16 protein-coding genes are annotated in these 13,659 nt (G+C 51.5%); 2 read left to right on the top strand and 14 right to left on the bottom strand.

Going from position 1 to position 13,659, the window contains the following annotated elements; translation table 11 throughout:
- Nucleotides 1-1,108: 1,108 nt before the first annotated feature.
- Nucleotides 1,109-1,279, top strand: a complete 171-nt coding sequence (locus SIB42_RS12685) for a hypothetical protein (protein ID WP_156485318.1) — start codon at nucleotides 1,109-1,111, stop codon at nucleotides 1,277-1,279.
- A gap of 222 nt (nucleotides 1,280-1,501) precedes the next feature.
- Here the strand turns inward: SIB42_RS12685 and SIB42_RS12680 are convergent, their stop codons facing one another.
- Both SIB42_RS12680 and SIB42_RS12675 read right to left on the bottom strand, forming a co-directional pair.
- Nucleotides 1,502-1,732: a DUF302 domain-containing protein gene (locus tag SIB42_RS12680; protein ID WP_197459949.1), complete on the bottom strand. Its 231-nt coding sequence runs from the start codon at nucleotides 1,730-1,732 to the stop codon at nucleotides 1,502-1,504.
- Nucleotides 1,733-1,911: 179 nt separating this feature from the next.
- Nucleotides 1,912-2,070: a hypothetical protein gene (locus tag SIB42_RS12675; protein WP_197459948.1), complete on the bottom strand. Its 159-nt coding sequence runs from the start codon at nucleotides 2,068-2,070 to the stop codon at nucleotides 1,912-1,914.
- 648 nt (nucleotides 2,071-2,718) lie between these two features.
- Between SIB42_RS12675 and SIB42_RS12670 the strand changes: the two genes are divergently transcribed.
- A complete protein-coding gene (locus SIB42_RS12670) occupies nucleotides 2,719-3,012 on the top strand; it encodes a ferredoxin (RefSeq protein WP_067098999.1) in 294 nt (97 codons plus the stop codon).
- Nucleotides 3,013-4,169: 1,157 nt separating this feature from the next.
- Here the strand turns inward: SIB42_RS12670 and SIB42_RS12665 are convergent.
- The 12 genes from SIB42_RS12665 to SIB42_RS12610 all read right to left on the bottom strand — a co-directional run bounded on the left by SIB42_RS12665 (nucleotide 4,170) and on the right by SIB42_RS12610 (nucleotide 13,312).
- Nucleotides 4,170-4,337: a hypothetical protein gene (locus SIB42_RS12665; RefSeq protein ID WP_197459947.1), complete on the bottom strand. Its 168-nt coding sequence runs from the start codon at nucleotides 4,335-4,337 to the stop codon at nucleotides 4,170-4,172.
- A 30-nt stretch (nucleotides 4,338-4,367) separates the two neighbouring features.
- Complete coding sequence (locus SIB42_RS12660; protein WP_156485317.1) at nucleotides 4,368-4,541, bottom strand: hypothetical protein; 174 nt, start codon at nucleotides 4,539-4,541, stop codon at nucleotides 4,368-4,370.
- A gap of 136 nt (nucleotides 4,542-4,677) precedes the next feature.
- A complete protein-coding gene (locus SIB42_RS12655; protein ID WP_067098974.1) occupies nucleotides 4,678-4,872 on the bottom strand; it encodes a hypothetical protein in 195 nt (64 codons plus the stop codon).
- A gap of 51 nt (nucleotides 4,873-4,923) precedes the next feature.
- Nucleotides 4,924-5,196 (bottom strand): DUF1651 domain-containing protein, encoded by a 273-nt coding sequence (locus tag SIB42_RS12650; RefSeq protein ID WP_067098971.1) that lies wholly within the window; start codon nucleotides 5,194-5,196, stop codon nucleotides 4,924-4,926.
- Between the two features lie 210 nt (nucleotides 5,197-5,406).
- Nucleotides 5,407-5,883, bottom strand: coding sequence for a hypothetical protein (locus SIB42_RS12645; RefSeq protein WP_156485316.1), 477 nt, complete (start codon nucleotides 5,881-5,883; stop codon nucleotides 5,407-5,409).
- A gap of 578 nt (nucleotides 5,884-6,461) precedes the next feature.
- Nucleotides 6,462-6,638, bottom strand: coding sequence for a hypothetical protein (locus SIB42_RS12640; RefSeq protein ID WP_170951766.1), 177 nt, complete (start codon nucleotides 6,636-6,638; stop codon nucleotides 6,462-6,464).
- Between the two features lie 924 nt (nucleotides 6,639-7,562).
- Nucleotides 7,563-7,880, bottom strand: a complete 318-nt coding sequence (locus SIB42_RS12635; RefSeq protein WP_067098965.1) for a DUF3303 domain-containing protein — start codon at nucleotides 7,878-7,880, stop codon at nucleotides 7,563-7,565.
- 141 nt (nucleotides 7,881-8,021) lie between these two features.
- Nucleotides 8,022-9,254 (bottom strand): YbfB/YjiJ family MFS transporter, encoded by a 1,233-nt coding sequence (locus tag SIB42_RS12630; RefSeq protein ID WP_074160798.1) that lies wholly within the window; start codon nucleotides 9,252-9,254, stop codon nucleotides 8,022-8,024.
- A 166-nt stretch (nucleotides 9,255-9,420) separates the two neighbouring features.
- Nucleotides 9,421-10,680, bottom strand: coding sequence for a flotillin family protein (locus SIB42_RS12625; RefSeq protein ID WP_067098955.1), 1,260 nt, complete (start codon nucleotides 10,678-10,680; stop codon nucleotides 9,421-9,423).
- The gene (locus SIB42_RS12620; protein WP_067098953.1) at nucleotides 10,680-12,002 is read right to left on the bottom strand and encodes a flotillin family protein; all 1,323 of its coding nucleotides are present in this window, start codon (nucleotides 12,000-12,002) and stop codon (nucleotides 10,680-10,682) included. Before SIB42_RS12620 ends, SIB42_RS12625 begins: the two co-directional genes overlap by 1 nt.
- Before the next feature lie 39 nt (nucleotides 12,003-12,041).
- Nucleotides 12,042-12,575 carry an NfeD family protein gene (locus SIB42_RS12615; RefSeq protein WP_067098951.1) on the bottom strand — a complete coding sequence of 178 codons (534 nt, stop codon included), beginning with the start codon at nucleotides 12,573-12,575 and terminating at the stop codon, nucleotides 12,042-12,044.
- Nucleotides 12,576-12,727: 152 nt separating this feature from the next.
- Entirely contained in the window at nucleotides 12,728-13,312 is a 585-nt protein-coding gene (locus SIB42_RS12610) for a ferritin (RefSeq protein ID WP_413327797.1), read from the bottom strand.
- Nucleotides 13,313-13,659 lie beyond the last annotated feature (347 nt).

Genomic DNA, 13,659 nt, shown 5'->3' with positions numbered 1-13,659 from the left:
ACAGTAGATGTAAGAAGCCCTATCAACCTCCCTCTTGCGGGGGAATTAGTCACTGCGCTGTCCCCCGTTCAGGGGGTTTGTCTCCGCAAGTAGGGGTGCCCAAATTGAATGTGCTCATCTTGGATCTGTTGGCGCGAGCTTCCACAGCGCCACTTCTGGTGAGTTGGAACGTTGTGGTTCAGACGTTGTCATCACAGGGTTCAGGCAAGCCACTTTCACTGCGATCGAGCGACGTTTTCTCGACATAGGTTGCCATCGCTCCCAAAACAGTTGGGGCGACGATCCAAAACAAAATTGCAGCTGTAGCGACCACGTATGGAAATTGCTTTTGCAGAGATATTGCCCTCCAGACCACAGACTTTCTGGTGAATCCCACTAAGGGTTTGGTGAGTCCTTGGTGAGGTCAACTCGAATCAGACTGACATCTGATTCTGCCTGTATCCCTAGACGCTGGAACCCATCACGCCACCGTCGTGATAGTTGCTCTTGTGTAACTGGCTTGCCGACCGTCACCTCGAGGGCTGACAACGATTTCAGCCGCCTGACTTCTGCATGGTTTTCCATACCTCGATGGCGTTGTGGTGAATTAATTACTGAACTTCATCTGGCGATTCGCAATCGCCAATCAGGCTGTGGGTCGCATTCAGTAGTGAGTGGTTTCTTGCGGACAGCTTCAGCGCATCTAGCGTCCAATAGCCATTAACTCCCCGTCGCTCTATGCATGAAGTTGTGCTGATTGCTCAATTGCTTGCTTACGACGATGGAGGCTTCCAGAGCTGGGTTGATAGTCGTCCTCCAGAAGAGCTTTGCGAGCTGTACATGTCAGGAACGATCGACGACACCATGCTTCCTGGTGGGCGGGCTACAGACCCTTGTCAGACCGTAGATGATGCCTCGCGCTTTATCCCCAAATAAAGCCACATCACCCTTGGGTTGATACCGCCTCCAGCCGCATGAATTCTGCATTGCCTGCCATGCTTCAATCTCGTTGTGCCTGAGCATGCTCCTGTAGGCCTGAGGAACAGATGGGCTGGACCGATCCCGCGATGGACAAAGGCGACATCATGTACGGACCTGCTTTCTTTTGTTTTTGCGTTCGCTATCAGCCATGGCATTGGTCATTTGTTTAGGTGTTGTCTTGCTTTTGACTGCTTGCTCGAATGACGGTATTGCGTTGTCGAATCGCGCTGCTGATCGAGAAGCTGGCTGGATAGAGCTGGGCACCATGGATCAAGCGCCTGACATAGATCAAGAATTAATTAATTTTGATCGCTTGTAGTCAACTAATAAGTCGGAGTCAGCCGTCACCATTCTTCGGTGCATTGCGATCAACTAGCGGATGGACCTTGTTTGGTATGCCGACGCGATGTCAATCACCGGACCGAAACCGTTTGGTATGAACTCGTTTTGACGACCTTAAAGAGCACTTTGAATGATCTTAATTAAATCTACGGCCATAAACTGTATGACTTTATTGCCTTCTTTGCTTAAAGATCCAGCATTATTTTTTAAAGTCCGTATACGGATTCCAATAAGCTATACAAGTGATTTGATCATCTCTCCATGCCGCAACTGTCAACGGAACAAATTGGCTACCAGCAGGATCGCCTTTGATAATAGGAGCTTCGAAGGAGGGCAGGCCGACCAGTAGAGCAGTATTCGCAGGAATATCTAAACCTTGTGATTTTGTAATAGATTGATGATCAGTCACACCTTCTGCAGGAATCGTCAAAGAAACATGAGAGAAAGGTTGCCGCAACTGGAGCCCCAACTGGCATCATAGTCTTGACGATCAAGGTTGATCCGCGTTGTCCTCAATGGTTCTGTTGATCTCATCAGGCTTATCAGAATCACAACAAGAAGCCAGGTCCGCTGAGCAACACATGTTCAATTGAATGGTCATTGTTGGGTTCAAAGGGACTCTGGCATCAACTCTGAGACATTGGGCATCGGATCTGGCTTGCCATCAGCAATGGCTCGGGCACGCAGGTAAAACCAGCTGCTGGTGTCTCCATTCGTTTCCATCTTCTCAGCGATGGCTTTCCAGTTGTTGATTTCAGCTTGATCCATTGGGTGTCTCACTCAACCCAATGCTGGGTAACCGGTCGACGTCTCTGTGACATTTTCAGGTCGTAATGACCGGCATCTCAATGAGTGCTGGGGCTCATGACACCAGTAGCGATCAGACTGGTCGGCAGACCAAGCGCAATAGCTGGATAGTCAATGCCATATGGCAACAGCTTGAGGCGGCACCTTCGTGCTTTCTGCTACAAAACTTATGAGGGTTCAAGCGTTTGCACGTGTTGATTCTGTCGATCAAGGATCAGATCGAGCTCACGCTCTTTGCGAGAACTGTTGACTTTCGCTTCAACTTCTTGAGCAAGTTGCACAAGGTGGCTATTTAACTTGCGAAGACTGGCTGCTGATTGTCTTGTCATGAAAAGGCGTGCTTCTTCTTGAAAAATAAATAGGACGAAACCGTGGTAAAGACACACTTAATTCAATTTAAAAAGCAAGCATGTTATGTATTTCCTCGTACCTTATTGAGTGAGATTTTAGTCGCAGTTGATACTAAAGCCAATGATTGATGTAAGGGGTGAGTGTCGTTCGCTGGTTGGGCAATGTCATCATTGGTGTATTTGATCCCAAAATAAATCCAGATTTTTGTTGATGGATGGGTCGAGTTGGCAGATGCTTCAAGCAGCCCATCAGTATCAAATGGCTACATTCAGAGTGACGATGATCACGGATGCAGGTCAGCATGCCTTCGCCTGTGATGACGATCAATACATCCTCGATGCTGCAGAGGAGGCAGGCGTTGATCTTCCTTACTCATGTAAGGCAGGCGCATGTTCAACCTGTGCAGGCAAGATTGCAGAGGGCACTCTCGATCAAAGTGATCAGAGCTTTCTCGATGACGAGCAGATGGAGAAGGGCTTCAGCCTTCTTTGTGTCGCTTACCCGAGGAGCGATTGCAAAATTCAGGCTGAAGCAGAAGAACTCCTCGCTTAAGACAGCGCAATTGTCTTGACTTGGGGTTGCCATATCGGTCAGTGATTCAGTCGATGGAGTATTGCGTTGTCATCCGTAGTCATCAAGAGCTCTAACTTGTAGGAATGACTCGTCTCCATCTTTTTTCACTTTGCTGCTCCCTAGCCGTCTTATCGCTGCAAGGGCTTCATACATTTGCTCAAACGAATGAACGACTCTTGCAAGAGCGACTGATCAGTCCGGCCGTTTACGAGCTTCTCAATCGTCGTGGTGCTACTACCAGGGAACAGCGCATTGAGGTGATGCAAGAAGCTTGTGCAGCGCGTCAATTGCCTCCCAGTGATTGCAAACCGCTCAGGGGAAGGAGCAGGCTGTATGACGACTGAGTGAGTTTGAGCTTGGCTGCTCGGCTAAGGCAAAGTCCAGGTCTCTGAGCTCCTCTGCGCGTTCGATGTTTAGTTGGATGTTGCAGGCTCGCTCAACAGCGTCTGGTCGATCTGCAGAACTGAAGGTCCGTCTGCAGCTACAAGAATTCTTGTCATCACGGCAGGCGAACCGGAGGACTGTTCCCAACCAGGAGCGCCGCCAGGAATCTTGAATTCAAACCCTTCAGGCCCAGCGTTGACCAGGTAGGGATTATTCGATGTACTTTCTTACATGCAGATACCAGAGCGATAAATTCTTAGGCCGCCATTTCTTCTGGTCGCAGCACCTCTTGCAAGATTGATTGCTCGTCGTGCGGCAAATGGATCGTTGCGAATACATCGATTCACGACGTCTGGATCGGTAGACCTTTCAGCGTATGGGCTTGGCCCACTGCTGATGCCCGGATCGGGCGATGTGCTCCTGGTTTCTGTCGGGGTGATCCGTTCACAACTCACCTCAGATGTACTGAGGTCGATCAAACTCTCCGCGATAGGGCGACGAGTCTCCCTGTCGAAGCATTGATAGTTCATGGCATCGCTCCGCGCGCTCTGCACTTTCGTGATCAGCAAAGCGGTCGATCCCAATCAAAGGCTAAGTCGCTGCATTGAAGCCCTGGAAGTTGTTCTGTTCAAAATGTCGTGAGTTTGAGTAGTTCTTGTCTCGTGTCGTGGCCATGTTGTCAGTTCCATTGCTGTTGGGCAGCGCAATGGCCGTTTTGCAATGCAATCGTGGATCCCCGCAGCTTGTTGACCTCAGAAAAACTCAGGATCAATGTCAGCTTCTGGATTCAGTTTGAGAACCATCCATAGCAGCATCGCGACACAGGCTCTGTCGTCGGCCCCGTAGTCGTATTTCCAGTCGTTCACCATTGCTTTCAGCTCATGCTGTGCATGAGTGATGAATTCATCGTTCCATTCCATGGTCCCCTCTCTGGTGCTCTGGCCTCAGCCTTAAGGATTGAAGGAGTCTTCGTCGTCGACTCTTTTCGTGGCTGGTCTTGGTGGTGCATTGAGTTGATTCACGTCATGCCGCAGGGTCATGAGGTGATCCATGAGGACCGGACCTCTAAACCACAGGCAATGCTTCAGGCCTTCGATCAGCTCCTCCTTCGGATCGGCGGCCATCAGCCCTCCTCCAGCGACACCGGTTATCTGTGTGTTATTTTATACATGCTCTGACGATGAGGCTCCTCCATCGATCTGATCCACTGTTGATCAGGGCCAGCGTCGAGCTCTGGACATCCAGGCAAGTGCTGGAGGTTCATATCTCCATCGAGGTGTCTTTCACACAAGGCGCGGGGGCTCGTTCCGCACCTCCAGCCACTCCTTCCCAGTAGGAAGCTGGTTTTACCACCACCAGTGCCAATACACCGGCCACACTCAGCATCAGCAGCAGGCCAATGGCTCGTAAGAGTTGATGGGTGATGTCGTCTGGGTGACGTTCAGTCCGGGCCATGGGAATGCATCGGTTGAGCCAATTCTGGCCATCACTCAGGGGTACAGCCAGTCAACGCACCGGTGGCTGGCACCTGCGCCAACCCAACATTTGCATGTTTTCCCAGGCCTCTACGGCGTTGTGCCGGAGCATGCGTCTCTGGCTCTGCGGAATCGGAGGATTCGGCCTCACCCAGCGATACGTGCTCAAGATGACCCACTGGCCATTAGCAGTGGGGTTGTCATTGCTGAACCTCGCCAGTAGCTGTGCATCACCATTCACCAGCCAGCCTTCCCCTCCGGGTTTCGGTGGAGATTCATGAGTGGCGCGATAGCGATTCGGCATCAGTGGAGTCTGGCGCTCATCCGGTTTGATCCGTGTGCGAGGAAGGACTCATGTGAGCTCAACTCGGCGGTTGATCAGCTGTTGATCGTCAATTTCTCGTCTTGGAACATCTTGGCTGCCATGTGCTCCTCTGCGTTGGAGCTGATTGCTTGATCGCTGCACTTCGATTTCAGAACCTTTTCTCAAGTTCAATGAGTCAGGACGACAAGATCATTGGCGTTTTGGATCTAAGGATGGCCTTTCCTCATGTTGCTGAGGTTTGCCTTCAAACTCTCGCAAGGCTTTGAAAAGAGCATTGAAGTAGGGAAAGATCCAGACGACGATTCCGAAAATCGTGCCCCAGGCAACCCAGGTTCCTAAGAGTGCTGTCAAGCCCATTCCAGGGTTTCCCTCATAGAAATGATTGAGAGCCAGAGGCCAACCAAAAGCCAGCAAAGCGATTTTGACCAGTGCGCTTTTCTCTGACTTTTCCATGAAGTGCGGGTAGATATTCTTCGTTCTAGCAACTGTCGATATTCGAGCAGTCGGCCTTTCGACTTCGAGGTTGCAAGTATGAGGGTTGGGATTATCTGTTGTGACAATGTTCAGATCATCGAAGATTGACCTGCTCGTTAGGGGTTGATGCGTCGCCGCTTTAAAGATTAAACATTTTCCTACAGTCGCGTAAAGTGATGATGCATTGAACATCTTTTGACTGTGTATTGAACACTCGGTATGTTTTGCCTGTAGCCATGCACTTTGTGCGGGCACTGACAAAAGCTTTGAACTCTGTTTTGTATTGAATTTCTGGGACCCAAACTTCCCTCTCAGAAGATGTGTCGTTCAATCGCTCGATGGTATACATGAATCTTCGGCAGATGATTCATCTTTGCTGCCAACGATGCAAATAGGTGAAATTCACAGCTTCTTGTTGGGATCATCGATCCAAGTTCCATCAAGTGAGTTGAAGCTCTGTGCGAGAGGCCATCAAAAGATGGTCACTTTGTGGCTGCCAACTGGATGCTTCTCCACATTCTTTGAGAACAGTCTCCCTGTTATCACTGGCCTGGTACGACGCCAGCTCGGTTGAATCGATCAATTGATCATGCCACCCGCTGTTCTAACGCTGATGCTGAAGTGCTATCCAATCAGTGACAGAGCTCAAGGCAAAGGCTGATGGTTGGATCAGAACGTCTTCTGCGCTCTTTCAGCTTCCGTTCAAGTTCCTCGTGGCAAGTCAAATTGCAGAGGCAGCTTTCTGTGACGACTGCCTCTCATTGGCGCTACTAAAGCCCCTGTGATTGCCGAATTGCCCATGCACTTGCTGCTTGCTGTTGCTGCCAAGCCATTAAAAGATCTTTGGCAATCGAACGAAGCTGCTGTACATCTTTGGAGTTGTCGATCTCTCTGGAGAATTTTTCGATTTCAAACTTTTGGCCCAGAGTCAAAGCAATTGGTTCCATAAGAGCTTTTGGCTTGGCATGCAGAAGTTACCCCAGATGTTTCTGAACAGCAAATCACAAACGTAGTCATTGCAACCATTTCGACGGATTGATGCTCGAGTGAATACATTGTGTTGATTACAAAGCGTTGCCTGAATCAGCTAATGACTGCCATTCGATCTGCTGAATCACTTAAAAATGGTTATTCCCACTGATTTCAATGCATCTCTCCTGGCAAAAACATCTAGAATTGTCAAGGATCGTATCGAATGCTGCAGACAAAGATAGTGGAACTGGTCTTGCCCTGATGGGAATTGCACTCACGATTCTTGCCAAGGATCTATTGGTGCACGAGACGCGGTCTTCAGTGACCACTACTTGGCGAGAAATCGGTCTTAGCTAACCAATCATGCAGACTCATAGTCTGATGAATATGCGTACTATTCAAATTTGAAAAGACTTCGTCAAGGCAAAACCTCAGCCATTGGCTGGCTCCATGCTGGCTGACCTGGGCATGACTGTAATACATTCGATCTTGGCGATATTGCGACTTGATTAATAATCTTTTGTCGACAAATAAAATGCAACGAAGAGGAATGCAAGCAAGACAAGAGGTTCCATGGAGCTTTGCCTGAACCCGGTGACGATGTCAGTTGATTCACAATGAATCCGTCACCGATGAAACTTTTTCAAGGGTGCCTGAATGTCCGTAATCAAAAAAGGCCGGATTTCTCCGGCCTTAACCCCTCTGTTGACAAGGATTACTCCCGTGAACTTCTGCTTTTCATCGGGCAGACGGGCTGAGGCTGAGGCATCGGACAGGTTGGTTCTTGTTGTTGACTCATCAGAGGCATCGATAGAAGTTGACCCGACCCCTTTGAAACGCAACTAGGAGAACTTTCAATAGGTAGAAACTCTGCATAGCCTCTTGATCACAACCTTCGCTTATTCAGCGTTCGCAGATGCTTGGATTCCTGGCCACATTGCCGCAAACTCTGAGTCGGAGACAACTGGTGTGACCTCAAATTTGATCCCGAAGCCTTTGATCCAAGGCGCCAGATGGGCCCAGACTTTGCTGATGTCACTCGCCACCGCAATGGCCATTCCTCTGCCAGCGATGGGATCACACACGCGATACCTCAGTTCAAAACCTTCAAATTTGTCGCCTGGACCTCCTGCATTGATGTACTCAGCAAACGAGGGGCAAGCCTCCCATGAGCCCGCAACTGTTGGGAAGTTCCAGACAATCAGATAGTGCTGCACGAGTTGGACGCAAAGACAGTCCTTCGTAGCAGAAACCAGAGTTTTTTAGCGTCGCGCTTGATTCATTGCTCAGTCAAACCCAGAAGATCCTTTAAATCAACTTCTGCTACCCAACGATAGTTGACAATGGTTTTCAGCGTTTCAATCAGAAATCAATAGAGATGCTTGCTTTGAGGACATTGAATATTGGATTGATTCCAGAAAAAACTGAACAGCTACCGCTGCAATTCCGAGGATCAGAATAAGCTCGAGATTTTGTCTTGAGAGCTGTGCTGTCGCAGACGAGAAGATGATGAAGCCTAGGGCGCCGATTGATGTAGCAGCGGACCATGCGCGACGTTGTGCATCTTCGTCGCAAAGTTGCCCGAGCCTGTCGAGTGTAAGCGTCCCCGTCATCATATCCCAGACTCCAATCAGGAAAATAGAGCTCGATAGCATTAAGACATCTTCCGATAGTCCAAAAAGAATTACACCCAAGAGTCCAACGCTTGAGATGACAGGCAGGAATAGCCTGGTTGTGAGTTTTGAAGACGCCAATGTCGGAATTAATCCGCCGATGATCAATCCGATCCCAAATAGGCTGTCCACGCTGCTTGACATCATCGGGGTTAGACCGATTTTTTTGATTGCGACCAAGGGCTCGTAAAGAATGGCAGGCACTTGCCCCACTTGCATCAGTGCAAAGCCAAAGATAATGATCGGTATGAGTAAATTCAGTTTTTGGCGACTTGTGCGTCGACGATCATCTTGTTGGCTTTCTGCCTCAGGCGTCGAATCGGTTGGTAGGAATCGTTTATTCCTTGCCACTAACTTAAACGTTGGCAGGCTGAGCGCCATGGTCAACATTGCAAGAATATTCCAGGCTGAGGGTGCTGATGTTGGTGAGAATAAACCGATTGCAATGGCTCCGAGTAACGATCCAATGCCGCCTCCACACATGATCAGTCCAGTTGCTTTTCTCCTCCACTGGTAGGGGACCCGTTCTAGTGCGAGCGTCGGCAGGCCAGAGACAAGATGCGCAGCCCCCCATCCACAAAGCAGCCTGAGGATGGATTGACTGGTGAAATGAATCAATCGTCCTTCCAGAACAATGGAAGCGATGATCACGACGATTGCGATGCGTATTGATCTGATCGATGCTTCACGACTTTTCGTGTATGCCTGTTGAATGCAGCCGGCGAGGTAGCCGAACATATTGATGGCAGCGAGCTTGCCAATGTCTTCAACAGCGATCCATTCTGCATCTGCCATCAGGCTGCCGATGATGCCAAAATCAAATCGGACCAGGCCAAGCGCGATGGCAATTCCGAAGCATCCCCCAAGGAGATCAAGCCACCAATGATCCCCATTGAGTTTCACCAGTTTTTGATTCACGGTGCTCAATGAGGAATCTCGCGATCAAACTTGTAATGACCATTAGTCATTCTCTCTCGCTATTGGATTGATCAGTCTTCTGTTCAGTTGGTGCAGGACAACGCCTCGTGGTTGGCTGGTTTCGTTTGACCTTCATCACATTGGATCTTGGCGATGCCCTAACTGATCAGCTGGACGTTGGGTCTGATCCTGTTGCGGAAGGCTGATCCATGGATGCCTTCTCGATGGCATTCGGCAGGCGTAGGCCTGTGCTGTCCTGAAGTTGGCGCAGCAAGGTGGCGATCGAGAGGTTCATCTGTCCATCGCGTTCTCCAATCAGGGAAACTTCCTCCACTTCGATGGGCTGCACCGTGTCGCTCAGCATGGTCAGCAGTGGCTCCAGCTTCTGCAGCAAAAACAGACGTTTGGCATCGGAGCCAGACCGTTTGAGTGAGGTCACAAGTTCCTGAAGACCTTCGGCTTGCGATCGTCCTTGTTCAACGATGGAAGCTGCTGCACCTTTGGCATCCGCGATCATCGTTTCGCATTCGGATTCTGCCGGTGCAATGACATCGGCTTCGAGCTGCTGCATCACCTGTTTGATCCGTTCTTCCTGCACCGGCAATTCAGCTTCGGCTCGAGCCAGTTCCGCACCAACCTGTGCATCCACTTCGGCGACCAGAGCATCGCGGCGAGTTAAAGCATCTTTAATGCGTTTCTGGGCATTGGCTGTGGCGATGGCGAGTTCTTTGTCGAGACGACGCAGTGAGGTGATGCGTGCATTTTCAGCTTGCTTGACCGCCGATTGAGACGTGGCCTCCGCTTCCGCAATTCGGGAGTCTCGCTTCAGCTCCACCAATTGTTTGCGGCCAATTGAATCCAGGTAGCGCACATCATCTGAGATGTTCTGGATCTGGAGTGTGTCGAGGACGAGGCCTAGCTTCTGGAGATCATCCTCGGCCTCCTCCAGCAAGGTTCTGGCAAAGGTGATCTTGTCTTCGTTGAGTTGCTCTGGAGTCAGGCTCGCCATCACACCTCGCAGATTCCCTTCCAGGGTTTCCTTGGCAATGTGGCGAATGTCATCCTGACTTTTACCGATCAGACGTTCAATCGCGTTATGGATTCCAGGCTCATCACCGGAAATTTTGATGTTGGCCACTCCGGCGACATTCAGTGGGATCCCTCCTTTGGAGTAGGCGTTTTCCACGCGCAACTCGATGATCATGTTGCTGAGGTCGAGTCGCATCACCTCTTCCAGAACAGGGATGCGTAGAGCACTGCCGCCTCGCACGGTGCGATAGCCCACCTTGCGCCCATCTCCGGTTGTTTTGCCTAAGCCAGCAAAGATCAGTACCTCGCTGGGTTGACAGATGTAATAGAGCTGACGCAGAAGCACGACAAAGGCCCACAGGCCTGCGGCTCCAGTCAGACCAACTGCAAAAAACATCACTTCACTCCAGTTGAGGACAAGGTGCCGAGCAGATCAACGCCAAGGATGTCCTTGACTTGCTCGAAGAATTGACGAACCACTTTGTGGTTCAAGGCCACCAGGCTGGCCAGGCTCGATGCGTCATTGCCATCGAGAGCAGTGATGCGTTTGAGCTGCAGCTGCGCAGGCAGCCGGGTTGCTTGCGCAAGCACCATCTCGATCTGTTGCAGCAGGAAGACAAGCTCAGCTGTGCTGCCCGCTTCTTCCCAGACCTGAGTCAGCATGTCGTTGACAAGGGCGCTGGCTTTGACATCCTCTGCCGTGGCTGCGGCCTGACCACGAGCCCGCAGCTCCTTAGCTTTTTGTTGAGCCTTGGATGGAAGGATCGCCTCAGCTTTCAGGCGCAAACGCTCGAGTTCAGCACGCACCTTCTGCAATTGCTGTTCGGCACGAGCTCTGGCTTCCAGTTCAGCGGCTTCAGTCCGCTCTTCCTCCGAGCGGGCCTGTTTTTCCATTTGGGCCACTTGGGTTCGAACGTCGTTGTCCTTCTCAAGGACCACGGTGTCGGCCTCAGTGCGCACCACCTCAGCCACTTCCTCCATCTCGGCTTCAATGCGTTCGGCCTGACCGATAGCCTCTGCTTCAGCGATTTCAGCGTCTCGCACGATCTGGGCCACGCGCCTTCGGCTGATCGAATTGAGATAGTCGACGTCGTCGTAGACACTCTGAATTTTCAGGGTGTCGAGCTGCAGCCCCAGCCTGCGCAGGTCTTCGCCGACATCATCAGCGATTTGTTCAGCAAAACGCAGACGGTCTTCATTCACCTGCTCCGGGGTGAGCTGCGCCAACACACTGCGTAGGTTGCCTTCCAGATTCTCTTTAGCGACCTGCACGATCTCCTTGTTATCACGCCCGAGAAAACGTTCGATGGCGTTGTTACGGACCTCTGGATCAGTGCTGACTTTCACATTGGCGATCGCCTGAATATTGAGAGGAGTCCCGCCCTTGGAGTAAGCGTTGTTCACCTCAACCAGCACGGGTAGCAAGGTCACGTCCATCCGCCGGGCTGTTTCAAGAATCGGTTTCACAAAGGTGCAACCGCCATTGGCAACAACGCGGTAGCCCTTGATGCCCTGATTGCCCTGATTGGATTTGGAGCCGGTCACCACCAGCATTTCATTGGGCCTGCAGATGCGAATCATCCAGCGGCTGATCAGGGTGAGTGCAACGATCACCACAAAGACGCTGGAACCGATCGTCACCACTGCCGCGGCTGGGTTGCTGCTGGGTTGTCGTTGGGCAAGAACCGGCGCCGGTTCTGTTGCCAGGCTGTGGTGCATGCATGGGATGGCGATTGTCCTTCCCTAGCCACGCCTGATTCAGCTGACCATGTCCAGAGCATCGACAATCAATGTGGTGCCCTCACAACGCAAAATCACCACGTTCTGGCCCCGGTCCAAATGACCGCAGACACTGCGTGCTGCTCGTCGCACCAAGCTGCCGCGCACCGATGTCTCCACAAAGCCCCGTTGACTCTCGCTGAGTGGCAAGGTCACTTTGGCTTCCAGTCCGATCAGATCTCCTGCGAGCACGACTGTGTTGGCGTCACGTCTGGCCAGAAAGCGCAACGCAAGCGAAGCACACCATCCCAGACTGACTCCCAGCATCAGCGCAATGGGCAGATTGAAGCGGGAGGAGGCTGTTCCTTCAAACAGTTGCAGCAGTAGACCGCAGAGACCAAACCCGGCCAACGAAAACGACCAGAACGATGTGCTGAACAAAACCGCCGGGTTGCCACCTTCAGCAATCCCAGTGGCAACTTCTCCATCAAGCACGCTGTCTGATTCACCAGCGATCGACAATGTGATTAAGATTCCGCCTGCGATCAGGCAGACGAGATAGGTCCAGGTCATCGCGATCGACTGGAAGAAGTCTCATCATGAGCGTGTGCACTGTTTGACAACAGCAAGTTGTTGCTCATTTCAGGATGTTTTTTGTTGACGACCCTGGCCAGCGCACAGCAAAGCCCCGCGTTGGGCGGGGCTTTGGGTTGTTGTGAGTTGGATCAGGCTTCGAGCTTGGCGGGCTTGGCGTCACCTTCTCTGAGCTCGGCGTCGATGATCATCACGGCAGCAGGGTTGCCTGCGGCGAACTTGACGCGACCCAGCAGATAAGCGGCTTCGTGCTCAGAAAGGCGCTGATCATCAACGATGGGATCAAGGAACACCGAGGTGCGGCGGTCGAGATCCTGCTCAGCGGTGCCGTAGAGCTGCAGAACGGAAGCTGTGACATCCGCTTCCATGCGGAAGACATTGGCGATCACCTGCTCGACATCAGGCCATTGCTGACGAGGCGGTTCAACGGTGTCGAGAACAGGCCGTTGACCTCTGGAGATCAGGTAATCGGCGAACTTGGCAGCGTGTTGCTCTTCCTGTTTGGCCTCATCGCGGAGATGCTCGGCAAAGCCGACCAGCTCGCGTTCAGCAAACCAGATGGCAGCAGCGAAATAGGCAGCAGCGGACTGACGCTCCAGGTTGAGGTGAGCCTGCATGAGATCGAGCATCTCGGAGGACATGGGCTCGGCCATGGCCCGTCCTGCAGGACCGACGGGAATAGTGATGGTGGCTTGAGCGGCAGCTGAATTTGTCATGTCGAACCTCTTGGAGGGATGAATCAGTTCTACATCACAAAAGAGCGAAAGATAAGGGTAAAAACCGAACATTAAGGGATCAAAATATGCTTTTGAGAATCACATTCAGTAGTCGTAAATATGCACTTGAGAATCACAGTCAGGAGTGCAAATCTGCTGATGAGAATCAGTTTCGTTTGTGTGGTGTGATGGCCTGAGTTTTTGGGGCAGCAGGGCCTTCTGGAGATGCCTGCTGCGTGATGCGGAGCTGGAGCGATGGCGATGCGTTGGCGGGACTAGAACCACTTGGCTCCCAGAGAGTCGTTGCTTCAGCAGTGCATCAAGACTCATGCTTGGCCCCCCTACCC

The sequence above is a fragment of the Synechococcus sp. MIT S9508 genome (assembly GCF_047303045.1).
In the GTDB taxonomy this organism is placed as follows: Bacteria; Cyanobacteriota; Cyanobacteriia; order PCC-6307; family Cyanobiaceae; genus Synechococcus_C.
This window is presented reverse-complemented; position numbering and strand designations above follow the sequence as displayed.